Source organism: Dickeya lacustris (genome assembly GCF_029635795.1).
GTDB lineage: Bacteria > Pseudomonadota > Gammaproteobacteria > Enterobacterales > Enterobacteriaceae > Dickeya > Dickeya lacustris.
In genome coordinates this window covers 387,521-411,751 of the sequence record NZ_CP114280.1, presented here as the reverse complement: position 1 = coordinate 411,751, position 24,231 = coordinate 387,521, and the positions used below count along the sequence as shown (strand labels likewise).

The following is a 24,231-nucleotide window of genomic DNA, read 5'->3' as shown; positions in this document are numbered from 1 at the left end:
TAGGATCGCCTGTATTTTTTATGTCTGAGGATACCAATACGTTATGGCATGGTTACAACGCTTGAAGATTGATAAGTTTTTGCTGGTTTTGGTTGGGGTGGTTATCACCGCATCGCTCTTTCCATGTGAGGGGAGCGTGAAGGTGTTTTTTGAGAACCTGACAACGGCGGCGATTGCATTGCTGTTCTTTATGCATGGCGCCAAATTATCGCGCGAAGCGATTACGGCAGGGATGAGCCATTGGCGCTTACATCTGGTGGTGTTTGCCAGCACCTTTGTGCTGTTCCCTTTGCTCGGTATGGGCATGGCGTTTTTGTCGCCGCAGGTGCTAACCCCCGGTTTGTATCTTGGTTTTCTGTATTTATGTGCGCTGCCTGCAACCGTGCAGTCTGCGATTGCCTTTACCTCAATGGCGCGAGGCAACGTGGCCGCTGCGATTTGCAGTGCCTCGGCATCCAGTATTCTTGGCGTGTTTCTGTCACCGATATTAGTCGGTCTATTGATGCATACCCAGGGTAGCCAAACGGATACCCTGCATGCGATAGGGTCTATCATTATGCAATTGATGGTTCCGTTCGTGATAGGCCACCTTTCCCGCCCCTTGATTGGCCGCTGGGTGGATAAGCACCGTAAGCTGATAAATATTACCGATCGTTCATCCATTCTCTTGGTGGTGTATGTCGCATTCAGTGAAGCGGTTGTGCAGGGGATTTGGCATCAGATTAATGGCTGGTCGCTGTTAGCTGTGGTGGGGTGCTCACTGGTGTTGCTGGCGGTGGTGCTGGTGTGTACCACTTTCGCGGCGCGCAAACTCGGCTTTAGTACCGCCGATGAAATTACCATTGTGTTTTGTGGTTCGAAAAAGAGTCTGGCGAACGGTATTCCAATGGCCAATGTGTTGTTTCCGGCAGCGGCCGTCGGCGCAATGGTGCTGCCATTGATGATTTTTCACCAAATTCAGCTGATGGTGTGTGCCACGCTTGCGCAGCGCTATGCCAAAAGAGCCGAATCTGACGGCCAACACTCTGATGCCTAATAAACCGGATATGCCAGAAAATAGGTATGACGGAAAATAGTAGCGTACTGAAAAAAGTGCAGGCGGCTGGCGGATAGGATATAAAAAAGCGTTTCGAAAAAAACATGACATCAGCGTGAACGATTACAGTTATAGTTTCCTTTTGTTATGATTTTATCTTGAAATGATTTATGATGGTTATCATCGATGGGTGGGAAGAACAAGTGCGCGTTCACGGCGCGTTTTAGCAGCGTAACCGCACGGTTTCTTGCCCCCACGATGCCAAGGAAATGTTAATCAATCATTGTGCATGAGGGATAGGATGTATAAAAAGCTGCTGTTATCGCTGAGTTTATTGGGCGCTGTCGTTACCTCTCAGGCTTACGCTGCGGACACAGAAACCTGTGTCAACACCGACGAAAAGACCATTGCCAGTTTATTCGACCGCTGGAACCAGTCTCTTCAGACTGGCGATGCGAAGAAGGTTAACGCGAATTACGCAACCGATGCGGTATTGCTGCCTACGTTGTCGGATAAGATGCGTACCAATGATGCTGAACGCATTGATTATTTTGAGCATTTCTTGCCGAAAAAACCGGTTGGCACAATTGATAACCGGGTAATCAAAATTGGTTGTAACGAAGCTCTCGATATCGGTAACTATACCTTTACTTTCGGTGATAAATCACAAGCGAAAGCCCGCTACACATATACCTACGCCTTTAAAAATGGCCAGTGGCTCATCACTAGTCATCACTCTTCAGTACAGCCTAAATAAGAGAGTAGACGGTTCACGCGTTTACCGTCTTGAAAGACTAAAGCGGGCTCCTGTGAGCCCGCTTTTGCTATGTATATAGGGTTAACCGAGAACTGAGTTTATCTGGGCTGGCGCAACAGCGCTTGTTGACGTAACTGCTGTTTTTCCTGTTCGGAAATGAACGCCATGCGCAGGCCGTTTTCCTGAGCCTGGCGAATATCTTCAGCGGTTAACCCCGCCAGCGGTGCGGCAACCTCATATTCATGGCGAATATCAATCCCTTGTACCGCAGGGTCATCCGTGTTGATTGTGGCGGGAATACCGTGGTGCAAGAAATGTATCAGTGGGTGTTCGGCCAGTGATTTGACGGTACTGGTTTGCAGGTTAGATGTCAGGCAGGATTCAATGCCAATCTGGTGTTCGGCCATGTATTCCATCAGCGCGGGGTCAACGATTGCGGCAACGCCGTGGCCGATACGCTCTGCTCCGAGTTGCTGAATCGCGTGCCAAATACTTTCTGGCCCGGCGGCTTCACCGGCATGGGCGGTAATCCGCCATCCCGCATCGCGTGCGCGGCGAAAGTGTTCGGCAAATAGCTCACCGGGGAATCCCAGCTCATCGCCAGCCAGGTCGATAGCGGTAATGGCATCTTTTTGTGTCAATAAGGCTTCGAGCTCATCCTGACAGGCGTCGATACCGAATGTGCGACTCATGATTCCGGTTAACCGAACCATGACCCGGTGCGAGTGATCGCGGCAGGCACTGGTCACGCCATCAATGACAGCTTCCACCACCCCCTCAACCGGTAACTGATGACAACGCGCCATGTAATAGGGGGAAAAACGCAGTTCGGTATAGTCCAGTCCGGCCCGGACTGCGTCTTCAACGTTTTCATAAGCGACGCGGCGACAGGCATCCAGCGACCCTAATACGGCAACGCCCCAATCCAGTTTTTGTAAGAAACTGAGTAAATCCGGTTCGTTGTCCATGATTTGTACATGGGGAAGCAACGTGGCCAAATCATGTCCGGGCAGGGCTATCTTAAATTGGCGACCCAGTTCAAGAATGGTCTGAGGGCGGATATTACCATCAAGATGGCGGTGGATATCCGTCAGCGGAATGTGCGGATCAATCATGTTCTACCCGTTTATGTGTAAATGAAAGGTTAGCTCAGGCTGTGCCTGCACGCCTATTGCATCAGATATGTGCGCAACACGGCATCGGCAGCAGGACTGATTAATGTAACGCGCAGTATAAAAATAAATGTTGGCATTTTGCTATTGATAGATAAAAGAAAGTTGAATATTTCGCAGGGCGAGTAGGGAAAGACGATCGCGCTGGATCGACGGGGGAATGTTTGGGAGAGTGGGGCGACGGCGTTGAGAAAAAATAACCGGGCGAGTACCCGGTTATGGCGTCTTATCTGGCGTCAATCCACTACGGGCTGACGGTGGGATCGGATTGAGTATCGTCCTGCGTGGCAGGGGTATCGTCATCGTCTTCTTCTGGCGCAGTTTCACTCTGTTGATGAATCAGCGGCGCAATAAATTCACTCAGCGGGATTTTACGGCCATTAAACGTGACCACGCCCTCGCTGTAGCTGAACTGGCTGGTAATTGCGTTTTCTTTCGTTACCGTTAACTGGCTCATTTGGCCAATATTGGCCATTAGCTGGGCCTGCTGGCTTGCCATTTGCGCTATCTGCTTTTTCTCTTCATCCGATGCAGACTTAGGCGTTGTCAGGACAATCGCCCCGCTTATCATCTCCAGAGGGACGTTCAGGCGTGCATCCAGGCTTTTTACCGACTGGCGCAGAAGCGCTTCTTCGTCTGACAGGTTACTGGTTGGGGTCGTGTTCTTTTGCAACGGATCAGACAGGTCTAAGGCCAACGTGAAGGTGCTTTCCCCGTTCGCATTTTTCCAGCTTAATGGCGCGACTTTGATGCTGGGGTTGCCTTTGAGTAGCTGGGGCAGAGAACGTAAGACCAGAGTGCTCATCTGCTGTTGATAGGCAGCACTGCCGAGCTCTTTATCTTGCAACATCGCCTGCATGGTTTTTTGGTACTGCGTCATAAACTGGCGCGAACCATTGCCATCCAAACCGGTGAAATTCACGTTCAGATTCAGGGAGCCGAGATTCTGATCGCTGTAGAGGACAGAACCCAGTGCGAGAGCCATTTGCCCCGCCAGATTCGTGTCATCTTCACTGCTATGATTGGAAAGAGAAAAATCGTTTATTGACACGCTGTTGCTATGAGGAATGTTCAGCGACAGCTTTTTCAGCGTCAGTTTTGTATCCCCAATGTCCAGGTCAAACTTGCCTTTGTGAGTATCACTGGAAATCGCTAAATCCTGTAACTGCAATTTTTCACTGGCACCCTGAGCACGATTTTTCTCTACCGATAGGTTACTGAAGCTGCCAGCCAATTTGCCTGCGCGCAGATTGCCCGCTAAATCGAGCTGTATGGTTGAACCGCTAAAATCGAATTTAATTTCATCCGATGTTTTGGAGGCGATCGGTGAGAGCGTCAGCGTTGAGTGCGTGTCGCTATTGTAGTCAACACGGCTGTCAACGACGAGAAACGGTTTATTATTGGTGAGCTCAAACAGCGACTTAACAGATTCTGTATTCGCCAGTTCAGCATGAATGGCAGCCATGGCAGGCTTCAGGCTAAATGAGGGAGCACCGATAGGCAGCGGGCCATGAAAGAGGGTTGTCTGAAAGACGATTTCATCATTACCGCTCAGAATGCGCTGTGATGAGCTGGTTACGTCCGGTTCGATAATTAACGTCAACTGACTACTGAAAACATTACGCTGATAGTCACGGAAGGCGACTTTGATGCCTGATTGTGGATAAACACTCTTTATTTGCGCATTCAGATTGTTGGTTGCCTCTTCCATATGTTGCTCAATTTGCTTGCCCGTATACCAGGAGGCTCCAACAAAAGCAGCAGCAAGCGCAATAACAACGCCTGCGGTGATGGCGGTTTTTTTGGCCACGTTATATTCCTTGTTGATTAACGATTTCTGCATAACACACTAGACATCAATGCTGTTCAGGAATGCTTATGAAACCCGATTGTAAACCCGGGCTATTTTGCCATTCCCTTGAGCCTGTATGGGCGTTTCGTAAGCTGGAATAAAGCACGACTCACCAGCTAATAGGTTAAGTTGCTGTTTATCATGCTTTAACAACACGCTTCCCTCAATACAAAAGACAATCGCCGCGCTCTGTTGAGAAAAATGCTGGGGCTCATTATTAAGGTAGTGTAGCGAAAAGGCAAAGTCATCGACAGGAACAGGGAAGTGATGCTCGTTACCTCTTTTTTCGGGCGACGTTAATAATGACGCAACAGGCGTGGCCTCAAAGCGGACATTCGCCAACAGTTCGGGAATGTCGATGTGTTTTGGCGTTAACCCGGCGCGTAACACATTGTCTGAATTGGCCATGACTTCCAGCGCGATGCCATGAAGGTAAGCGTGCGGTGTTTCCGCACGTAAAAACATCGCCTCGCCAGGCGCGAGCGTTACCACATTGAGCAGTAACGGGGAAAACAACCCGCCATCATCTGGATAATAGCGCGCAATAAAACGGAGCGTGTCCCACGGTTCGCCTTGATGCTCCTGTGCGACCTGCTTTAACTGGGAAAGGGCCTGTGTTTTTTGTTCACCGGCCATGCCGAGCAAACTGGCGAATAGTATCGCCAGCGTCTGACGTTGTGGGTTCTGCAAAAATTCAGCTATCGCAGGGTGGGCATTTCTCAACGGGTGCAGCAGCGCGGCGATATCATCGAACTCACGAAAGCCGTTCATAGCCAGATAAGGGGTAAGAGCGAAGACCAGCTCTGGCTTGTGGTTGGCGTCTTTATAGTTACGCTCAGGCGCGTCTAACGGAATACCTGCCGCATTTTCTCGGGCAAACCCCGCTTGTGCGGAGGCTTTATTCGGATGGACTTGAATCGAGAGCGGCTGTTCGGCACACAGCACTTTGAATAAAAACGGTAACTCACCGAAGCGTTGCGCAATCTCGCGCCCCAGCATCCCGGGCAGGTTTTGGCATAGTTCATCGCGTAAATTACTGCTGCAGCCCTGTTCATCGAGTAATAGCGAGCTGCTTTTTGGGTGGGCACCCATCCACAGTTCAGCCATCGGTAAGTTATCAGGATTTTCAATGCCATATAATGTTGTCAGCGCGGAATGGCTGCCCCAGGCATAATGCTGCACGCTGTTGCGCATTTTTTGCATAATATGTTCTCGTCATTCGCGGGCAGGGAATTCTCCGGCGATAAATCATGTGTGCTATCAAGCTTCAAAGCGTCATGGTTTTTTAGCGCACGCCATGTTAGTGCTTTATATGCCATGATTCCAGATGATGAAAAATGATCGCTTATCTGAAAGTCTTTTTCAGCCTTCGCCGTCATCTTGATTTTCAGGCACTGTCATCAATATAAAGATGTAATCGGGGGATTAACAACCGTAACGGCATTGGCTTGGGGCGATGTCGGTGTTGAATATTCTCGGCATCATAATCACCCAGGCTTCCCATAATGGGGGCCGCATCTTGATGGCACAGCACCAACAGTGGGGAAGGGCAAGGGTATTGCACCTGCTTTTGCTGCGCGGCATACCAGACTCTGGCAATCGGCTGTACTTTTACCGGGCGTTTTATCTTCAACGCCGCGTGTTCTGGCAGGTGTTTCACCTCGCGGATTTCCTGCTCAAGCAGTGAGGCCCACTGCTCCTTACTGTAGGGAGCCTGACTGCGCCCGGCGCGCAGGCTTTTCTCCAGTTTTTCCAGTAGCGCCTCACGGGTTATATTTTTGATGATATTTTTATTGGCCCAGCCAAATCTGACCGATGCAGGATCGCAAAGCAACGTCATCGATCGATACGCATTCAGTGTTACCAGCCCTTTAAGATGTGTATGCACGAAATCAAAGCGTTGCTCGGGCTCCAGGCCAGACTCCACCGTCACGATATGCTCTAACTCGAGCTTCAACGCATTAATGTGCGCGACGCGTTCGCGGGCTTGCTGAGACTGTATGGTTGAAGCCTGAAAGCACAGTACACCTGGCAGCCGCAGGGCGGCTTTACTGCTTACCGTTTCCGCCTGCTGGTGAATGAATAACTGCCTAAAGTGCGCCAACCCTTTATCTCTGGCCGTTATACCGGAATAGGGTGTTACCGTAATTTGCGTAACCGGATCATGCTCTTTGCCTTTTTCTATGACGGGGAGCATGAATACATGCCCACCGACGAAAGGCAACTGATAGCAAAACTGTTCGAATTGAGTCAGTTGCTGTTCAAGAGTGTTAAAGCAATGGTTCATGCGAGCAATCAGGTCATAGGCCGCCATCGTGTTTTGATGCCTTATTTTAGTTACAACATACATTTGAATATAACAGATACGCAGAATGAAACAAATGCGTTAACCCATGTTTCGCAGAGGGAGATTTGACGATAGGCGATTATCGACGCCATGCATCGGTAATCGTTCGTGTTGTTTCATTCTACGAATCTTTGGGCTGCGAGGGCGAGGTATAGCTAATTTTTTAATGCTTTCAACTTAGTACCAAACCACAACGCTAACAGCAGCAAACAGGATAAAAACAGAACCACACCTGTCCAGCCATAGTGATACCAAAAGAATCCGCCGAGAGTCCCCGCCAGACTTGAGCCGAGATAATAGCAAAAGAGGTACTGAGAAGAGGCTTGCCCTCGCGCTCTTTGGGCTCGGATGCCAATCCAACTGCTGGCGACGGAGTGCGTGGCGAAGAAGCCGGCAGTGAATAACATCATCCCGATAAAGATTACGGCAAGGCTGCTGAATAACGTCAGTAATAACCCACATAGCATTAAAACGATACTGACGAGCCAAAACCGGGCCTCGGCCAAAACGTACCGTCATCGCGCCGGCGCGGGGAGAGGCGTAACTGCCGGTTAAAAACACAATCGACAATAAACCCACAACCGTTTGACTTAATTGATAGGGGGCGGCCAATAGCCGATAGCCAATGTAATTAAACAGGGTGACGAAAGACCCCATGAGCAGAAAACCCTCGGCAAACAGCAGCGGTAAACCGGCATCATGCCAATGCAGACGCGCATTAAGCCAGAGCACTTTGGGGCGAAGCGAACCGGCGCGAAAGTGGCGAGATGAGGGCAAAATACGCCAGAAGACCAGTGATGCCAGCAAAGCCATCATCCCGATACAGGCAAGTGCAATACGCCAGCCGAAAAAATCAGTGAGGATACCCGTTAGCAGTCGGCCACTCATCCCACCAATAGAATTACCGCTGATGTATAACCCCATAGCGAATGCCACCACGCCTGGATGTATCTCTTCACTGAGATAAGTCATCGCGACCGCCGCCACGCCACTGAGTGCCAGTCCTGTCAGCGCGCGCATGGCCAACAAACTTTGCCAGTGCGTCATCATACTCGCGATGAGCGTGCAGGCGGACGCGAGCAGTAACGACACAACCATCACGTTCTTACGTCCGACGGAGTCAGATAGCGGGCCGGTGAATAACAGCCCGGTCGCCATCGTGATGGTGGATACAGATAACGACAAACTGCTGTTTGCCGGTGACGTTCCAAACGCTTGCGATAGTACCGGCAATATCGGTTGTACACAGTACAGTAAGGCGAATGTCGCCAGACCAGCGGAGAACAGTGCCAACGTAATCCTGATAAACGGCGAAGTGCCTCGGGTGACAAAAGCGGGGGAGTAATCAGTGGGAGCAGTATCGATGGTGACATCATCCATGGTCGCGGCAGGCATTTCATGGGCAGACAGCGGGGTACTCAAAATCAATCCTTATCCGGGAAATACGGCAATAACATCAGTGCGTGCATCATAGGATTAGGGAGATTATTTTGTATAATATATTAATAAACAGAATTGATATTTTAAAAATATGAATATTGAACTAAGGCACTTACGCTACTTCATCGCCGTTGCAGAAGAACTTCATTTCGGACGAGCAGCGGAGAAGCTGCATATCTCCCAGCCACCGTTAAGCCAGCAGATACAAATACTGGAAGCGCAACTCGGCGCACAGCTGTTTGAGCGCAATAACCGCAACGTCCGGCTCACGCAAGCCGGGGCGCAGTTTCTAAAAGAAGCCTGGGCTATCATCCATCAGGTCAATCAGGCGGCAGAGCGTACGCGGCGTATCCAGCGAGGCGAAATAGGCGAGTTGAATATCGGGTTTACGTCATCAGCACCCTTTGTTAAGCCCGTATCGCGAGGGCTATTGCAGTTTCGCCAGCGTTATCCTGAAGTTCATATTCAAATGCAGGAAATCAACACCAAGCAACAAATCGCGCCTCTGCTTGATGGCAAGTTGGATCTTGGCGTAATGCGTAACAATCCTCTGCCGGAGATGTTGCATCACCAACTGCTGCTACACGAACCCATGGTAGCGGTTGTACATGAAGAGCACCCGCTGGCGACAATGCCTACCGGGAAGATCAGTATCCAGCAGTTAGCCCAGGAGCCTTTCGTTTTTTTTGCCCGGGAGGTCGGTACAGCGCTATATGATGAGGTACTGACATTACTGAAAAAATACGGCATTACCCCTTACATCACTCAGGAAGTCGGTGAGGCCATGACCATTATCGGCTTGGTTTCAGCCGGACTGGGCGTGTCATTACTTCCAGCCTCGTTTTGCCGCATCCAGGTTGACGGCGTGCGCTATCTCTCGTTGTACGAAGGCGATGCTATCAGTGAAATGTGGCTCGTGTCCCATCGTCAGCGGCCGCTCAATACCGCAGCACAGACACTTATCACGCTGATGCTCGCCAGTTCGACGAAAAATATGTGCGTTTAATCACACATTGAATCAAATAATTGACGGGCATTAGCAAAAGCTCCACCATATCCGCAGTTTTTTATTTTACAGCGTGAAAAATACCCAATTACGCTTAATCGCAGGAGCCGTTTCAGAGTGATTTCCAGTGGTCAGCCGGGACACATCGATCAGATAAAACAGATGAATGCCGGGGGCGTTTATCGGCTGATTGATGAATATGGCCCCATCTCCCGCATTGAATTATCCAAACAAGCCCAGCTAGCCCCTGCCAGTATTACCAAAATTGTGCGCGAGTTGATGGAAGCGCATTTGGTCAAGGAAACGGAATATCAGGAGATGGGTAGCCGTGGCCGCCCGGCAATCGGCCTGGTGTTAGATACCGAAGCCTGGCATTACCTGTCCGTGCGCATTAGTCATTTGATAATGACGCTGGCTTTGCGCGATTTAAGCGGGCGTTTAGTGGTTGAGGAAACCGTAGACTTACCACGTGAACATCCGCAGCCGCTTCAGGAGCGGATTTTAAATGAAATCGACCATTTTTTTATTCGTCATCAGCGTGAACTCGAGCGCCTGACCGCTATAGCCATAACCTCTCCTGGTATCGTTGATTCCGCGACCGGCGTTATCCATCGTATGCCATTTTATGATGTAGAAGAGATGGCAATAGGGCCCGCCCTGGCGTTACGAACGGGAGTACCGGTCTATTTACAGCACGATATTTGTGCATGGACGATGGCTGAGGCACTGTTTGGTGCTTCGCGAGGATGCCAGAACGCGATTCAAATCGTCATTGATCACAATGTCGGGGCCGGAATTATTACCGGAGGAAGACTGTTGCACGCCGGTAGCCGCACATTGGTTGAAATCGGTCACACTCAGGTTGATCCCTACGGAAAGCGCTGTTACTGCGGCAATCATGGATGTCTTGAAACGGTTGCCAGTATCGACAACATACTGGAACTGGCACAGCAACGCTTAAAAGGCTCGATGAGTTCGCAGCTTCACGGTTCGCCACTCACCGTGGAGTCGTTGTGTGAAGCCGCCTTGCAGAATGACCCGCTGGCAAAAGATATTATTGTTGATGTGGGGAATAATGTGGGTCGTATTGCCGCTATCATGGTGAATTTGTTCAATCCCGAAAAAATTCTCATCGGCTCACCGCTCAATCAGGCTGCCGACATTCTGTACCCCGCGATTATTGACTGTATCCGCCGTCAGGCCCTGCCTGCATATAGTCATGATCTTCAGGTCATCTCGACCTATTTTTACAATCAAGGCACCGTGCCTGGAGCCGCATTGATTAAAGATGCGCTCTATAACGGTTCACTGTTGGTTAAATTGCTGCAAGGTTGATTCTTTGACGCTCTTCACATTTTCCTGTTCAGGGTCATCGCTAGGCCCTGTCACCTCACTGACCGACAAAACCTTGCGCTAACGCAAGCTGCATTACCGGGGCATCCCCTAGACTTTATTCTTCATAAGCAAGTTTTTTGAGGTTTGTCTTTCAGGTGGGGCCTGCCGGAGTGGTGTTTTCATGTTAAAGCGTATGTTTGTTACAGGAACTGATACGGCTGTAGGAAAAACTGTGGTATCGAAAGCGTTATTGCAAGCGCTGACGAACACAGGCAAAACGGTGGTCGGTTATAAACCTGTTGCCAAAGGCAGTGTAGAGACAGAAGACGGGTTACGCAACAAAGATGCGCTAATCCTATTAGAAGCGTCATCCGTGCCGCTGCGTTATGAGCAGGTCAATCCGGTTGCGTTACCGGAGGATGAAATCAGTGCCAGTGAGCTGAAAATTAACTATTGCGCCATGACCGAAGGGCTAAATGAACTCAACACTATGGCGGACATGGTCATTGTTGAGGGGAGTGGCGGCTGGCGTACTCTAATGAATGACATGCGCACTTATTCTGAATGGGTCGTGCAAGAGCAGTTGCCCGTTGTGCTGGTGGTGGGGATTAAGCTTGGGTGTATTAACCATGCGTTACTCACCGCGCAAGCAATTATTAACGATGGTCTGCCGCTGGTCGGGTGGGTGGCGAATCGCATCAATCCCGGTCTTGCCAATTATGCGGAAATCATTCATGCGCTACGTGAAAAAATTTCTGCACCGCAATTAGGCGAGCTGCCGTATCTACCGCGCGCTGAACAACGAGATTTATCGCATTATATTGATCTATCGGCTATTTCCGACTCGTTTTAACACATGATTGCGTCTGTTCCTCAAACAGGGGCAGACGTCAGAAACGTATGGCCATTCCTTAGCAAGACAAGCCCGTTATGTTATTGATTGTCTTGTATCTTCGATATTCCACGCTAAAGAAAAAGATTGCAGTGCATACTGCGGCACTGCAATCTATTCACTACATTATCGCAAAACTGTCGCGAAATTAAGGCGTTACCTGACGACCGGTGCGGCGATCAAGGCAGCGTGAGGAACTGGCTTCCCAATAGGCGTTGAAGTTAGAGCTGGCTTTACATTTTTCTTCCAGCGCTTCAGCCATTTCAGCTTTATCAAAATCTCTGTCTGCTTTATCTACACGCTTTTCAAGATGTTTGTTGATCTTGCTGCGTAGCGCGCGTTTTTCATTCCAGTCTTCACTGTTTTCACGAGCTTCCTCTCTTGATAATGCACTGTTGCCATTATCAATAATGATGTGCTGTGCGGCCTGAGCTGAGTGCCAGACACTCAGGCTAAACAATGACGAAGTAATGAGAAGAAAGAGTTTACGTGTTTTTTTCTGCATGTTTCACCCAGACTGGACTATCTCGATTAGTACAAAAACGATCGATGCATAAAACTATTAATATTCTTCATTCAAGTGAGGCTGCTTCACTTACACTGTGGCGATATACCCACCGTAAGTCGCGGATGCCCCGCAGAATAAATAGTATAGTCTCACTGAAATCGAACGCTGAACATAGGGTACACCGGAGCCACGACAGTGCAATAAGACTTTCACTGCAACTGAAGCGGACTTGCCCTGAAAAGAGTAACAAATTGAATAATCAGGGAAAATCAATAAATCTTCGATGTATCTCCAGCGAACCGCCTGCCATAACGTTGATAAACACCACGTATCTATGACGAAAATCGGTTCATTATAACTTTTTACCGTTCATTTAGAACACCGTTGTGCGCCGGTGTTCTAAATTATCTTTTTATTACGGGGGCTTAAGCAATTCGCCCGTTATTCATCACGGTTTACTTTCAAACCACCATATGTCTGATTAACAGGCATCATTTCCAGTGTATTGATGTTGACGTGAGCGGGGAGGGCAGCTACCCAAAATACAGCTTCCGCCACATCTGTCGCTGTCAGCGGGTCCGTTTTGTCATATGTCTGGCTCACTTTATTTTCATCACCTTTAAAACGTACGGAGGAGAACTCCGTACCACCCACTAAACCCGGCTCAATATTGGTGACTCGCACTTTAGTACCAGAAAGATCGGCGCGTAAACCTAAGCTAAACTGGCGTACAAACGCTTTGCTGGCCCCATAGACATTTCCCCCCATATAAGGCCAGTTCCCGGCAGTGGAACCGATATTGATAATATGACCCTGGTTGCGTTTTACCATCTCTGGCAATAGCGCATGTGTCATAAAGACCAAACCTTTATTGTTGGTGTCAATCATGGTTTCCCATTCGTCAACACTGGCTCTGTGTGCCGGTTCCAGGCCAAGTGCCAGGCCCGCGTTATTAACCAATACATCAATGTTGCGCCAGTTTTCGGGTAACTCGGCAATGACTCGTTCGATAGCCAGACGATCGCGCACATCAAGGCATAATGGCAGTAACGCCTCACCGAACTCCGCTTGAAGCGCATCCAGCCGCTCTTGACGGCGACCACCGGCGATCACTTTATGGCCTTCCTGAATAAAGCGTCGGGTAATGGCTTCACCAAATCCTGCCGTAGCACCAGTGACAAAAATGATCATTTCGTTTCCCTCATTGATTTGACTGCATATTCTGTTATATCTCCCGGCATCGCACTTTCTGCAAGCCTTGCCGGAGGTATGCTGCAACAATTATCGCAGCATACCGCAACTTGCGGGTTGTCTCTATGTCTTCGCCGTTTTTTCGTCATGCTTCACGTGATAATTCATTGTGTTGCAACATTTACAATCTGTCCTGGCGAGGCTGCGGCCGCCATTAAAAAATGGGGTAGGGGTTGCTGTCCGTGCTGCAGTCGCTGCAATATGAGATATCCAGTATTCGTGGCAATATTGAGTCATATGATGTCAGGACAAAATAGATCAGACAACAATTCGCATGGATTGGCAGACCTCTCTTTTCTGCGGCTTTCAATAACCAATGAAAATGAGTTTCGTATGATGGAGCGCTTAAGTCAGCATAATATGATGACGTATTATCAACAGCATGCGCTCTTGTGGGACGCAGAACACTACCGCGAGACATTAATAACGAATAACACCACCACGATTTACTACAATGATGAGATTGTCGGATTTTTTTGCCTGAAAATTGATATCGATGCTTCATTTTGCTGGATAAAAGACTTACAGCTTTATCCTAAATGGCATAATTACGGTATAGGTAAATGGGCGCTAGAGACGATTGAGTCGACATGTCAACAACAACAGCTATGCTGGCTTCGACTTTGTGTTTTTATTAATAACCCGGCATTAGCACTGTATTATCGCCACGGCTTTATTCTGGTTGATGAAAAGACAGGTATTCTCAGACTGGAAAAACGATTGTCCTCATATTAACCCATCAATCTATAGGAGAAACGGTGATATGGCATTAACCAGTAAAATCACTGCATATAATGCGCAGTGGCCTGCAATGTTTATTGCTGAATGCAAACGCATTACCCCCGCTTTTGGTGACAAATTGGTCGCTATCTACCATGTGGGTAGCACAGCAGTTCCGGGGCTTGCCGCCAAACCTGAAATAGACCTTTTAGTTGAGATAACTCCGGGTCTTTGTGATGTAGCGCTTGATGACTATTTGATGGGGTGTGGATATGTCAGAGGACGCGATCTCTCGTCCGGGCATTATTTTTATAAACGAGATTTTCGTGGTGTAAGAACGCATAAAATCCATGTCTGCCTTACAGGACATGCGCAAATACATGCCATGTTAAAATTTCGCGATGTGCTGATCGCTAACACGGATATCCGGCAGTCTTATCAGGCACTGAAATTGAAACTCGAGTCAGAAAATCAAGATGGCATAAAAGAGTATCTAGACAAAAAAAAGCCATTTATTAGACGCATTCTTGAGATGTCACTATAGCGATATTATCGGTGCCGTTCGATGAATACAGGAATGGTGATACGTACAGTTATAATTACTGGCCTTGGGGCTAATCCGGCGCGGCAGTGTCATAGTGCCGTTCAAGAATATCTCCGGTTATTTATTAAAGGTGAGGAAACAGTGAAGCATAAAATCCGCCGCCGTAACCAGCGTTGGTTGTCAGAGCAATACCGGTACGCCATGCTCAATGATCTGCCGATGTCATTTTTTACTCATATCTCAACGCAACGTGCCGAGATGGATAACGCCATGCGGTTAAAACGTCGCGGGAAGCTGTTGCCGTGTTGGGAGCGTGCTGCGTTTTTTCCTGGCAGCGTATCGTTACCATTCATCAGCTCACGCGGCAAAACTTACTATCATCAGATGTTTTTTGAGAAAGCCGAGATACCTGAGAACTATCAGGCACATTGGCTGGAACCCGTTGATGACGAGGATGATTAACCAGCCCGAATACCAGAACCTGCCTGACCTTACCATGGTTCGCATAATGTATATTATGTTAAATCTTGTTTAATGCACAATTACTTCACGAACCAATTCTCACCACTAAAAATCATGTAGTTAAAGCGCCACTCACCTTTTCATTGCAGTAGTTATGTTTAAGAGTTACTTTCTTCATATCCATGCATTTGATGAGGACTTTATGATGTTTGTAGTCACTCAACTCAATGTTGTACCGCATAAGCGACTGTGGGTTTTGGTCGATTCAGAAACAAGCCTGCCACTTTTGTTTCCACTTAGATTTCTTGTCGATCGCCTGTCTTTGCGTTCTGTGTCCACTCAAGCAACTACCCTCCAGGCGCTAAAGTTTTTCTATGATTTTTGGTTTAATAAATATGGAGTAACTTTTTGCTTCAGTTTTTACCAGTCGGGACATAATCCTCTGATTGCTATTGAAGAGTTGGAAGCTTTTTTCCATTATTTGGAATGCGGAAAATCTAGTGTTCCTATACTTAGGATCGCAAGCCACCAAAAACCTGCTACTCAAAGTTGCACGAATGCAAAGCATGTGCATGCTGTTATTCGCTTTATCACATATATGATTAATACTTATATTTCACCACGGTATATGGATGAATCTCCCAAGGAACTGTCTCGTCTTTCCTCAAGATTGACAAATCGAGTATCGATGATCCGGGAGGAGTTTCAAACTAGTAAAATTAAAAAATCTCATAAACAATTCCGTAGCTTAACGCCAGAGATGGTAAGGTTTTTTTACGAGATTATCAGGCCAAATTCACGTTCCCGAGCGAATCCTCTTAATCCCTTCCCTATCGGCGAAATTCAGTTTCGTAATTATTTAATTTGTCGTCTTTTGCTAAATTATGGCTTGCGTGTTAGTGAACTCCTACTTCTGGAAATAAATTCAATAAAAACCAATATCAAGGGAGACCAGTTCAGTATTATAGTATCATCTGTCGAAGATGATGTCAGGGATCCTAGGCTGTGTCCCTTAACTTAACAACCGCTTTAAAAATAACCTGATCGCTCCCAGTTTTAGGCCGTGTCCCTTAACTTAACAACCGCTTCAAAAATAACCTGATCGCTCCCAGTTTTAGCATACTCAGGTAGTTTCTGGCGGTTTTTTCCGAGCGGGTGGCAATACGGCGATTTTCTTTGAGTATCGCAAAGCAACGCTCCACGACATTGCGTTTTTTGTACAGGCGCGTGTCTCGAGGGGACGACGTCCGTCCCGACTGGCCTTCTCATTCGATTTAAACGGAATAACCGCTTTTATTCCTTTCATTTTCAAATGAATGCGAAGGTTTTTACCTGAATAACCCTTATCCGCCAGCACCGCTTTCGGACGTGATTTCAGGTGCCCGCCTTTTCGGATAATCCCGACCCGGTTGAGCAACGTTTCCGCGTATCGGCTTTCGTGGGCCTGTCCACCGCTCAGGCAAAAACTCAGCGGTAATCCTGTGCCATCTGTCGCCAGATGGATTTTGGTGCCAAAGCCGCCGCGAGAGCGACCCAGCCCATGGTCCTCGCATTCATCGGGATGTTTTTTCGCACCAGCGGCCGCTTTCAGGGCGCGAACGTTACTGCCATCCAGCGCGATAACATCCCAGTCAATCAGCGCTTTTTCATCCAGAATCTGGAGTAATTTATTGAAAATGCTGTTCATTATTCCGGCTTTAGACCACCGATTGAAGCGGTTGTAAATGGTTTTCCATTGACCATAACGCTCAGGTAAATCCCGCCACGGCGCGCCAGAGCAAAGCACCCAAAATATGCCATTCATGACATGTCTGTGCGCAAAGTAAGGACGCCCGCCTCGGGAAGAGCCTCTTTCAGGCGGCAGCATGGGAGAAATCAGCGCCCAAGCGTCATCGGGAAAATCATAACGAGCCAAATTAAAGCACTTCTTGTGATGAAATCATGTCCCTGATTGTACAAAAAACAGTTACGGGACACACCCTAGCATACTCAGGTAGTTTCTGGCCGTTTTCTCCGAGCGGGTGGCAATACGGCGATTTTCTTTAAGTATCGCAAAGCAACGCTCCACGACATTGCGTTTTTTGTACAGGCGCGTGTCGAGGGGGCGACGTCCGTCCTGACTGGCCTTCTCATTCGATTTAAACGGAATAACCGCTTTTATTCCTTTCATTTTCAAGTGAATGCGAAGGTTTTTACCTGAATAACCCTTATCCGCCAGCACCGCTTTCGGACGTGATTTCAGGTGCCCGCTTTTTCGGATAATCCCGACCCGGTTGAGCAACGTTTCCGCGTATCGGCTTTCGTGGGCCTGTCCACCGCTCAGGCAAAAACTCAGTGGTAATCCTGTGCCATCTGTCGCCAGATGGATTTTGGTGCCAAAGCCGCCGCGAGAGCGACCCAGCCCATGGTCCTCGCATTCATCGGGATGTTTTTTTTCGCACCGGCGGCCGCTTTCAGGGCGCGAACGTTACTGCCATCCAGCGCGATAACATCCCAGTCTATCAGCGCTTTTTCATCCAGAATCTGGAGTAATTTATTGAAAATGCTGTTCATTATTCCGGCTTTAGACCACCGATTGAAGCGGTTGTAAATGGTTTTCCATTGACCATAACGCTCAGGTAAGTCCCGCCAGGGTGCGCCAGAGCAAAGCACCCAAAATATGCCATTCATGACATGTCTGTGCGCAAAATAAGGACGCCCGCCTCGGGAAGAGCCTCTTTCAGGTGGCAGCATGGGAGAAATCAACGCCCAGGCGTCATCGGGAAAATCGTAACGAGCCAAATTAAAGGACTTTTTGTGGTGAAATCATGTCCCTGATTGTACAAAAAATAGTTACGGGACACACCCTAGAAAACGGCTGCCAACTCTAAAAAACATTTGGGCAAGTCGAGTGTTGGCTCTTGAATTACATGATTATCAACATTTAATTATCTATATCAATAAGATACGACGTCAGGTGGCGCATGATTTTGTATTTGTTTCTACTGTAAATAATAACGCCCCATTATCCTATCACTCTGTATATAATCTTTTTACTAAAATAGATAAGGTCATTGAGAATAAATTTTCAAAATACAAAAAAACAGAGTATTTTGATTCTGTCTATAATATAACCCCTCATGTCACTCGACACACATGGGCTTACCTGACTTTGCAAAAAATATACCGTGATAAATATCATAAAATTAAACATAACTCACGGCTTTCTGGATTTGATTTCTCCATTGCTGGCTTGATGAGTGAAGCCAAGGATGAGCTAAGAATTCTAGGAGGTTGGAGCCACGACAGTAACATGCCAGATCTTTACGCACGTCGCTTCCTGTCAGAACGAGCGAATATAGCAAATATCAACAGAATTATCACAGATACCTCAGATGACAATCTTTTTGATATTACTGCTAAGGCATTTACGGAAATAAATACATGAATAATAATCAGTTGGAAATTGGTGAGTTTGAAAATAATTTTTATGACGTTAAACAGGTTGAGAAAATCAAGAAACTTAAAATCCCATCAGAAATATACCTGAAATCGGCTGACGTATTTGACGATAAGCATATAATTTCAGAAGGTAACGACTGGATTTTCGACTATTCTGGTAGCCGTTTGTATATTCACTTCAAAAAAGATAAAAAAAGCAACAGATTACTTAAGTACATTCTGTTTCATTATGCTTCAACTAGATCTCCTGCATCATTATATCGAGTATATCAGGCATGGTCAGATGTTATTGAGTATTGCAATACTCAGTCAGCTTTTAACTTTCAGGTCATAAAAAATTATCTTGAATGCAAAGATATTCATTCCACATATTTTTTCTTCATCATTTTTGGTCTCAAGGTGTTCTGTATCGAAGAATTTCCAGGCTTTACCATCGAAGACTATGAAGACCTTGAATTCATTGCTCGTCCACATTCCAACGGCTGGGGAGTCTACCAAGAAATCGATAACGTCTTAGATCCACTCGAAAAAAACATGATCAGTAAGGGACTGTTTGAAATAGACGCTAACATACGCCAAGGCAAGCCCTACAGCCGAAAATTTCTGCGCAATGTCGCCATCCTTGGATTGATCTATGTCACCGGTGCTCGGCCAGTTCAACTGGCTAAACTTGCAGTAAGGGATTTGCGTATTGATACCCGTAGTCTTGATACTGGACTAATTCGCTATAGTATTCTTCTCCCCTACGCAAAGCAGCGTCGTGTCACCACTGAACGATTGTTTTTGGCGATCCCACCGGAAATCGGAGGGCTTATTCGGCACTATATTGAACGTACTCAACTCAAACCAGACGACAAGCTATTTGAGACAGGCTGTTCAGCACCTGAATTTGTTTCCAATGCTATCAACCGCGCCATACTTAACTTCAGTCCGCCAGATTATCAGGCGGCAGTCGCTCGCGGAGATGCTGCCGAACCCATAATTACACCTACTGATTTACGTCACAACGTTGGTCACTCTCTGGCCATGCAAGGTGCAAGCGCTGAGGAAATAGCCCATGTACTTGGACATTCCTCATTGGTGGCCGCAAAACATTATATTTTAGCTACACCAGCGCTGGCATTGATCAGAGCCAAAGCGCTCGGTGTTAATCCTGTCTGGCAAAATATGGTTGCCATGATGTTGACAGGAAAACTGACATCCGCTCAAGATTGGCAAGGTTACCGAGTGACAGGAGTGGTTGGCGACCAATTGCATTATGATATAGGTGGTTGTTCCAGAACTGATGGTAAGTGTCCTTTCTGTGAAGTGCGATGCTGTTACGGCTGTTTGTATTACCGCCCTTTCACTGACGGCGATCATCAGGCAGTTCTGGATAGTGTAATCAAAGAAGTTGATGAATTAATAACCATTTCAGATAGTGTTGGTAACGCGCGTAATCCTCTCATTTCCATCCATGAAACCACGCAATTTGAAATCCAGTCTGTTATTGCTCGTTGCCGTTTTCATCTGAAAAAAGAGGTACATGATGAAAAAAAACTTTGAGCAATTTCAAATGTTCATTACCGAACAACAAACCTGGTTTGAACAACATCTTGCAACTGACTTTGCCCAATCATGGGATGACTCTGCATGGACATGTGGTACTAAAGGTAGCGGTTGGTTACGTGGCAACGGTAAAGGTTCGTTGCAGTTTGATAAAATTGGCCGTTTAAAAGGCATTGAAGGAAGTCTGGCAATAGATGATGCCTATAGACAGTTTATGAAGTCGATGCTGATTCTCGTATATAAAGGAAAAAACCGAAGCATATCTGCTGCTGTAGCAACTGCAACGATGATGATTTTGAAACGCTGGTACCACGCATTGGTGGAAATTACCGGACAAACTCACCCAGTCTATTTGACCACAGACGTTATTCTCCGTGCAATGGATGTCCTCAGTGCCGCATCAACACCAGGCGACCCTAATACGGCTAATTACAAAGGTCGCTGTGTGAGTCTCCAAAAATTTATAAATCATCAGGCATTTACCCTCGTCACTTTGCAATATGTTTCTGATAACCAATATACCAACCAAACGAATTTGACTCGTAAGGCTCAGGAAACCATTGCACTAAAACGCCAAGATAAGCTGGCGGATATGGCGACCGATGGTGAGGATTCATTGATTACTATTCGTGGCTTCTTGAACATTGTTGCTTTAATCCATCAAGTAGAAAGTGATGCCGAGAAGATAGCTCTGAATTGCTTGTTATTACTAATTATTACTGGTTTTCGTTCTGTTGAAGCATTCAACCTCAGACAGGATGCTCTGGTTAAACGCCATATTGATGACTCAGCAGCACGTAAGCGACTTCAGGACAAGGGACTTCCTGATTATTTCCTTGGCATACGTTATGTTGGTGTTAAAGGCGCTGGAGAACGCACGCACTGGATAGAACCGTTAGCGGTACCGTTGGTTGAGAACATATTCAAAGTGGTCAAACAGTTGACCGCTCCGATGCGTCGCCATCTGATCTATTTGCGGGAAAAATCGTTTAGTGATTTTTTGCCAATGGGCATCAGCAACCTGTCCGGTGAGTTAGTCGAATTGGATAATGTGGTAAGACATATCGTCCAAACTTCATCAAATCATCGTGGCCGCGCTGGACGGCGAGATAAGGCTATCAAGGCGCTGACAAAGCGTAGCATTTTTCCTGCTAATGAAATTTTGGAATCGCAAAACAGTAAATCCATTTATTATTTCAAAACAGATCTAGACCGGTACCTAAAAGCTGAATTTGGAGGGGACAATACTCGTTCTCCCTGCACTCACGCTTGGTCCGAGGGCGGCAAGAAGTATACGATCAACTATGAAGAATTGCTGTTCATACATGTAAAAGGATCATTGGCGTTGCGTCGTACCCTAGCATTACTAGCTGTACCCATACCGCTCAGTAACCAGTTAATGAATAAATTTCTGGGCAATGTTGATGCTAATGGGTCGATATTCAGTAAATACAAGTTGCTGGAAGATGACGGCATCCCTACTCATATGCGTACCCATATTCCCCGGCATAATATTAATACCTTCCTCGCTATTGCGGAGGTTTCTGATCATTTACAGGCTATGTTGATGGGACGTGTAGATATTACGCAAAACAGCCATTACCAACATCTGGCACTTGCTGAACGTAGAAAAGTGGCTTCACTGATTGGCTTTCAGTCAACATCCACAGCATTAGCCACTGAACCTCATTCCTCCTCAGTTACAACGCCGCTGGATATTGTAAAACACACGGGATATATGGTGGTCACAGAGAATATGGTGCTTGATAACAACATTAAAGCCAATCTACACACCTTTGATGATCGCAACGATGTGGCTGGGTTTATCGAGGCGTCATTTGCCGATGGTTTATTTGAGGATATTGCCGCAGCTTTTGAAGAAATCAGTAACAATGAAGGCCCAGAACAAGCAACCGAGATGGTGGAAAGACATGCTGTACTACATCCACTGAAATTCGGTTCCTGTACGCGTGCAGTTAATCTCTGGGGGTGTCCTTATCGGCTGAAATGCCAGAGTGTGGCTTTTTGCGAGCATTTCACCCTTACAGGACGCATTGATGAGTTGTCCAACCTCTTCGCGAAAAAACAGGCACTACTGCAATCACACTCAAAACTGACTCAGCTTGCTAAACACCAAACGGATTACCAGTCCAAACTGGCTCAGATCGAACAAAGTTTGCAACATCTGGATACTATTCAATCTCAATGGTTGAGTCGCGCTGAAGCACAACGGTTAATCTCAACAGAAAATGTGCTGTCAGGAGAGATAAAAGTTGAAGGAGAAATAAAGACATTGTCACAACTCTTTGCTTTAGAGCACAAAAAACTGACTAGGGGGAACCTCTGATGCGTGGAAAAGAACTGGACACACTGATTGAACATGAACTACAACTGATGATGATTGAAGGCTTTGATAAATCGCCTATTTCTGCCAAAGCTTTGCATACCCGCCTTAAGGAAAAGGGTATTCTCAACGGAGGTTTAAGCACACTGAGCAGCTTGGAGCGAAAGCGGCTTATTGCAGCCTACGTTGATCAGCAGCTCAATCCCCTGAACTTACGTCCTAAAGAAAAACAGCAATATGTTAACCGTAAAACCCGCCAGGCGTTATTGGCACGAAATCAGCAATTACAGAAGGAAATCAATGAGCTACGCGATCAACTGGCACAAAATACCACTGCCCTGATTGCAATTGTTAAAGCGGTGAAAATTAATACAACGATTCCGGTGGAAAGTCTGCTCGCACCGCACGTAATCAAAGAGTTGCATAAATCGTAATGAAACAATTGGATGAAGGCTATCACTAATAACATGGTGGCTAGTTGTGATGCGCCGAAAGTGCAGTAACTGTTTGAAAAATGCTCTAGTTTTTGATATTCACGACTGTTTAGCTCTGATTTTTCAACCTTTCGATCAACTGGATACGTTCTTCTGGCGTCATCTTAGATATGAGCAATGATAACTCTGCTGTTATCTGGTCGTCGCAAAAAAAGTAGTTCAGAGGAACTCCCAGTTCACTTGCCATACGGCGCAATGTGTCAATGTCAGGGATATGTCTCCCCTTCTCATAATGATTCATGCGACTGCTGGCTGAGGCTGGATCAAAACCGACAAGTATACCCAACGCTCGTTGCGAGATGCCTGCTTTGATACGGGCTTCTTTGAGTCGTTCTGGTATTGGGTTGGTTGTGGACACGTAATCATCTTGAATAGCCTAGTGTTGCTTAGATTGTCTAAGTATCTTGCATTGCTGTATACTTAGTAATCCTAAGCAACAATTTTACAGAACCACATCGCTATGAATACTCGGGTAGCCAATGCTGAAGCTTATATTTATGCTGCAATCAAAAAGGTAGATAGAGATAGCTTCACAGTCAATGAAATTGCATCTATTGTTGTTGGTGAATTCTTAGTCAAAAAAAATGCTGGCAATGCCAGAAATTTTGTATATCACCAATTCCAGAAAATGATCAAAAAAGGTTTACTCGTTAGAAAAAAGATGAAAAGTATCAACCAATTTGAATATACATTAACTAAGCAATTCTTTAACATCGTTTCTGAAATGAGGAGCTCTTCCTTACTTCTAAAGTTTGAATCAGAAAGCCTAAATAATGAACTAAAAACTAACGGAACCGATGAAATATTAAAAAGAAGTTATGCAATTAAGTTGAATCGACACAGAATTAGATATGAAACGGAACTCGCTCATGTAATTGGTGAGAAAGAGGCTTTTGATGAAATAATCACCGATTTTCCAGAGCATAAGCTGGAGTTCACGACAATTTCAGATGAACTTAATAAGCAGGTTTTTCGTTTAATGGGTAAAATTAACGCAATTGGTAGAATAAAATCTCAGATTTCTGACGTTGTATAAAGGAAAACGCGGCTATCCGTTGAGGTCATAGCTTAACTGAGCGATT

Annotated in this window: 23 protein-coding genes and 1 pseudogene; 14 read left to right on the top strand and 10 right to left on the bottom strand. The window is 46.6% G+C overall.

Translation table 11 applies throughout. From position 1 onward, the window contains the following. The first annotated feature begins 43 nt into the window (after positions 1–43). Complete coding sequence (locus tag O1Q98_RS01860) at positions 44–1,036, top strand: bile acid:sodium symporter family protein (RefSeq protein ID WP_125259539.1); 993 nt, start codon at positions 44–46, stop codon at positions 1,034–1,036. A 301-nt stretch (positions 1,037–1,337) separates the two neighbouring features. Continuing rightward, positions 1,338–1,793: an SgcJ/EcaC family oxidoreductase gene (locus O1Q98_RS01855; RefSeq protein ID WP_125259538.1), complete on the top strand. Its 456-nt coding sequence runs from the start codon at positions 1,338–1,340 to the stop codon at positions 1,791–1,793. A 98-nt stretch (positions 1,794–1,891) separates the two neighbouring features. Here the strand turns inward: O1Q98_RS01855 and add are convergent, their stop codons facing one another. From add to O1Q98_RS01830, 5 genes and pseudogenes are all read right to left on the bottom strand, one after another. Next, positions 1,892–2,908 carry an adenosine deaminase gene (gene add, locus O1Q98_RS01850; RefSeq protein ID WP_125259537.1) on the bottom strand — a complete coding sequence of 339 codons (1,017 nt, stop codon included), beginning with the start codon at positions 2,906–2,908 and terminating at the stop codon, positions 1,892–1,894. 301 nt (positions 2,909–3,209) lie between these two features. Then, positions 3,210–4,775: a YdgA family protein gene (locus tag O1Q98_RS01845; protein ID WP_125259536.1), complete on the bottom strand. Its 1,566-nt coding sequence runs from the start codon at positions 4,773–4,775 to the stop codon at positions 3,210–3,212. 66 nt (positions 4,776–4,841) lie between these two features. Further along, positions 4,842–6,020, bottom strand: a complete 1,179-nt coding sequence (manA, locus tag O1Q98_RS01840) for a mannose-6-phosphate isomerase (protein ID WP_125259535.1) — start codon at positions 6,018–6,020, stop codon at positions 4,842–4,844. 184 nt (positions 6,021–6,204) lie between these two features. After that, on the bottom strand, positions 6,205–7,131 hold the full coding sequence (gene tus, locus O1Q98_RS01835) for a DNA replication terminus site-binding protein (protein WP_125259534.1): 927 nt from the start codon (positions 7,129–7,131) through the stop codon (positions 6,205–6,207). A 188-nt stretch (positions 7,132–7,319) separates the two neighbouring features. Beyond that, a pseudogene (locus O1Q98_RS01830) lies at positions 7,320–8,544 on the bottom strand (MFS transporter). A gap of 151 nt (positions 8,545–8,695) precedes the next feature. Between O1Q98_RS01830 and O1Q98_RS01825 the strand changes: the two are divergent. The 3 genes from O1Q98_RS01825 to bioD all read left to right on the top strand — a co-directional run bounded on the left by O1Q98_RS01825 (position 8,696) and on the right by bioD (position 11,798). Continuing rightward, positions 8,696–9,610, top strand: coding sequence for a LysR family transcriptional regulator (locus tag O1Q98_RS01825; protein ID WP_125259533.1), 915 nt, complete (start codon positions 8,696–8,698; stop codon positions 9,608–9,610). A 117-nt stretch (positions 9,611–9,727) separates the two neighbouring features. Then, positions 9,728–10,945: a sugar metabolism global transcriptional regulator Mlc gene (gene mlc / locus O1Q98_RS01820; protein ID WP_125259532.1), complete on the top strand. Its 1,218-nt coding sequence runs from the start codon at positions 9,728–9,730 to the stop codon at positions 10,943–10,945. A gap of 181 nt (positions 10,946–11,126) precedes the next feature. Then, on the top strand, positions 11,127–11,798 hold the full coding sequence (gene bioD, locus O1Q98_RS01815) for a dethiobiotin synthase (RefSeq protein WP_125259531.1): 672 nt from the start codon (positions 11,127–11,129) through the stop codon (positions 11,796–11,798). Positions 11,799–11,985: 187 nt separating this feature from the next. On the opposite strand, the gene O1Q98_RS01810 is transcribed toward bioD, so the two are convergent. Both O1Q98_RS01810 and ydfG read right to left on the bottom strand, forming a co-directional pair. After that, entirely contained in the window at positions 11,986–12,342 is a 357-nt protein-coding gene (locus O1Q98_RS01810) for a DUF1283 family protein (RefSeq protein WP_125259530.1), read from the bottom strand. A 444-nt stretch (positions 12,343–12,786) separates the two neighbouring features. Next, a complete protein-coding gene (ydfG, locus tag O1Q98_RS01805) occupies positions 12,787–13,536 on the bottom strand; it encodes a bifunctional NADP-dependent 3-hydroxy acid dehydrogenase/3-hydroxypropionate dehydrogenase YdfG (protein WP_125259529.1) in 750 nt (249 codons plus the stop codon). 393 nt (positions 13,537–13,929) lie between these two features. Between ydfG and O1Q98_RS01800 the strand changes: the two genes are divergently transcribed. From O1Q98_RS01800 to O1Q98_RS01785, 4 genes are all read left to right on the top strand, one after another. After that, positions 13,930–14,331, top strand: a complete 402-nt coding sequence (locus tag O1Q98_RS01800) for a GNAT family N-acetyltransferase (protein WP_269975690.1) — start codon at positions 13,930–13,932, stop codon at positions 14,329–14,331. Between the two features lie 28 nt (positions 14,332–14,359). Then, entirely contained in the window at positions 14,360–14,860 is a 501-nt protein-coding gene (locus O1Q98_RS01795; protein WP_125259527.1) for a GrpB family protein, read from the top strand. 21 nt (positions 14,861–14,881) lie between these two features. Further along, positions 14,882–15,322 (top strand): hypothetical protein, encoded by a 441-nt coding sequence (locus O1Q98_RS01790; protein ID WP_125259526.1) that lies wholly within the window; start codon positions 14,882–14,884, stop codon positions 15,320–15,322. A 202-nt stretch (positions 15,323–15,524) separates the two neighbouring features. Continuing rightward, complete coding sequence (locus O1Q98_RS01785; protein WP_240632762.1) at positions 15,525–16,343, top strand: site-specific integrase; 819 nt, start codon at positions 15,525–15,527, stop codon at positions 16,341–16,343. Between the two features lie 49 nt (positions 16,344–16,392). Here the strand turns inward: O1Q98_RS01785 and O1Q98_RS01780 are convergent. Together O1Q98_RS01780 and O1Q98_RS01775 are read right to left on the bottom strand one after the other, a co-directional pair. Continuing rightward, positions 16,393–17,237 (bottom strand): IS5 family transposase gene (locus O1Q98_RS01780; RefSeq protein ID WP_278142689.1). Its coding sequence is split into 2 segments (ribosomal slippage): positions 16,393–16,542 and positions 16,545–17,237, totalling 843 coding nucleotides; the frame shifts between segments, so codons are not numbered across the junction. A gap of 51 nt (positions 17,238–17,288) precedes the next feature. Next, positions 17,289–18,103 (bottom strand): IS5 family transposase gene (locus O1Q98_RS01775; RefSeq protein ID WP_278142687.1). Its coding sequence is split into 2 segments (ribosomal slippage): positions 17,289–17,758 and positions 17,758–18,103, totalling 816 coding nucleotides; the frame shifts between segments, so codons are not numbered across the junction. 109 nt (positions 18,104–18,212) lie between these two features. Between O1Q98_RS01775 and O1Q98_RS01770 the strand changes: the two genes are divergently transcribed. The 4 genes from O1Q98_RS01770 to O1Q98_RS01755 are packed head-to-tail and all read left to right on the top strand — an operon-like array spanning position 18,213 to position 23,089. Next, positions 18,213–18,749 carry a hypothetical protein gene (locus tag O1Q98_RS01770; RefSeq protein ID WP_125259518.1) on the top strand — a complete coding sequence of 179 codons (537 nt, stop codon included), beginning with the start codon at positions 18,213–18,215 and terminating at the stop codon, positions 18,747–18,749. Then, positions 18,746–20,308 carry a site-specific integrase gene (locus tag O1Q98_RS01765; protein ID WP_125259517.1) on the top strand — a complete coding sequence of 521 codons (1,563 nt, stop codon included), beginning with the start codon at positions 18,746–18,748 and terminating at the stop codon, positions 20,306–20,308. Before O1Q98_RS01770 ends, O1Q98_RS01765 begins: the two co-directional genes overlap by 4 nt. After that, positions 20,292–22,658 (top strand): hypothetical protein, encoded by a 2,367-nt coding sequence (locus O1Q98_RS01760; protein WP_125259524.1) that lies wholly within the window; start codon positions 20,292–20,294, stop codon positions 22,656–22,658. Before O1Q98_RS01765 ends, O1Q98_RS01760 begins: the two co-directional genes overlap by 17 nt. Next, on the top strand, positions 22,658–23,089 hold the full coding sequence (locus O1Q98_RS01755; RefSeq protein WP_125259516.1) for a hypothetical protein: 432 nt from the start codon (positions 22,658–22,660) through the stop codon (positions 23,087–23,089). Before O1Q98_RS01760 ends, O1Q98_RS01755 begins: the two co-directional genes overlap by 1 nt. A gap of 109 nt (positions 23,090–23,198) precedes the next feature. On the opposite strand, the gene O1Q98_RS01750 is transcribed toward O1Q98_RS01755, so the two are convergent. Then, positions 23,199–23,507 (bottom strand): helix-turn-helix domain-containing protein, encoded by a 309-nt coding sequence (locus O1Q98_RS01750; protein WP_125259515.1) that lies wholly within the window; start codon positions 23,505–23,507, stop codon positions 23,199–23,201. Between the two features lie 102 nt (positions 23,508–23,609). Here O1Q98_RS01750 and O1Q98_RS01745 point away from each other — a divergent pair, with 102 nt between their 5' ends. Next, positions 23,610–24,185, top strand: a complete 576-nt coding sequence (locus O1Q98_RS01745; protein ID WP_240632760.1) for a hypothetical protein — start codon at positions 23,610–23,612, stop codon at positions 24,183–24,185. Positions 24,186–24,231 lie beyond the last annotated feature (46 nt).

What these genes read in the sequence shown, in the direction of transcription:
- O1Q98_RS01860 (WP_125259539.1), top strand. Translation starts at nt 44, where the DNA reads ATGGCATGGTTACAACGCTTGAAGATTGATAAGTTTTTGCTGGTTTTG.
- O1Q98_RS01855 (WP_125259538.1), top strand. Translation starts at nt 1,338, where the DNA reads ATGTATAAAAAGCTGCTGTTATCGCTGAGTTTATTGGGCGCTGTCGTT.
- add (WP_125259537.1), bottom strand. Translation starts at nt 2,908, where the DNA reads ATGATTGATCCGCACATTCCGCTGACGGATATCCACCGCCATCTTGAT.
- manA (WP_125259535.1), bottom strand. Translation starts at nt 6,020, where the DNA reads ATGCAAAAAATGCGCAACAGCGTGCAGCATTATGCCTGGGGCAGCCAT.
- tus (WP_125259534.1), bottom strand. Translation starts at nt 7,131, where the DNA reads ATGGCGGCCTATGACCTGATTGCTCGCATGAACCATTGCTTTAACACT.
- O1Q98_RS01825 (WP_125259533.1), top strand. Translation starts at nt 8,696, where the DNA reads ATGAATATTGAACTAAGGCACTTACGCTACTTCATCGCCGTTGCAGAA.
- bioD (WP_125259531.1), top strand. Translation starts at nt 11,127, where the DNA reads ATGTTAAAGCGTATGTTTGTTACAGGAACTGATACGGCTGTAGGAAAA.
- O1Q98_RS01810 (WP_125259530.1), bottom strand. Translation starts at nt 12,342, where the DNA reads ATGCAGAAAAAAACACGTAAACTCTTTCTTCTCATTACTTCGTCATTG.
- ydfG (WP_125259529.1), bottom strand. Translation starts at nt 13,536, where the DNA reads ATGATCATTTTTGTCACTGGTGCTACGGCAGGATTTGGTGAAGCCATT.
- O1Q98_RS01800 (WP_269975690.1), top strand. Translation starts at nt 13,930, where the DNA reads ATGATGGAGCGCTTAAGTCAGCATAATATGATGACGTATTATCAACAG.
- O1Q98_RS01795 (WP_125259527.1), top strand. Translation starts at nt 14,360, where the DNA reads ATGGCATTAACCAGTAAAATCACTGCATATAATGCGCAGTGGCCTGCA.
- O1Q98_RS01790 (WP_125259526.1), top strand. Translation starts at nt 14,882, where the DNA reads ATGAATACAGGAATGGTGATACGTACAGTTATAATTACTGGCCTTGGG.
- O1Q98_RS01785 (WP_240632762.1), top strand. Translation starts at nt 15,525, where the DNA reads ATGATGTTTGTAGTCACTCAACTCAATGTTGTACCGCATAAGCGACTG.
- O1Q98_RS01765 (WP_125259517.1), top strand. Translation starts at nt 18,746, where the DNA reads ATGAATAATAATCAGTTGGAAATTGGTGAGTTTGAAAATAATTTTTAT.
- O1Q98_RS01760 (WP_125259524.1), top strand. Translation starts at nt 20,292, where the DNA reads ATGAAAAAAAACTTTGAGCAATTTCAAATGTTCATTACCGAACAACAA.
- O1Q98_RS01755 (WP_125259516.1), top strand. Translation starts at nt 22,658, where the DNA reads ATGCGTGGAAAAGAACTGGACACACTGATTGAACATGAACTACAACTG.
- O1Q98_RS01745 (WP_240632760.1), top strand. Translation starts at nt 23,610, where the DNA reads ATGAATACTCGGGTAGCCAATGCTGAAGCTTATATTTATGCTGCAATC.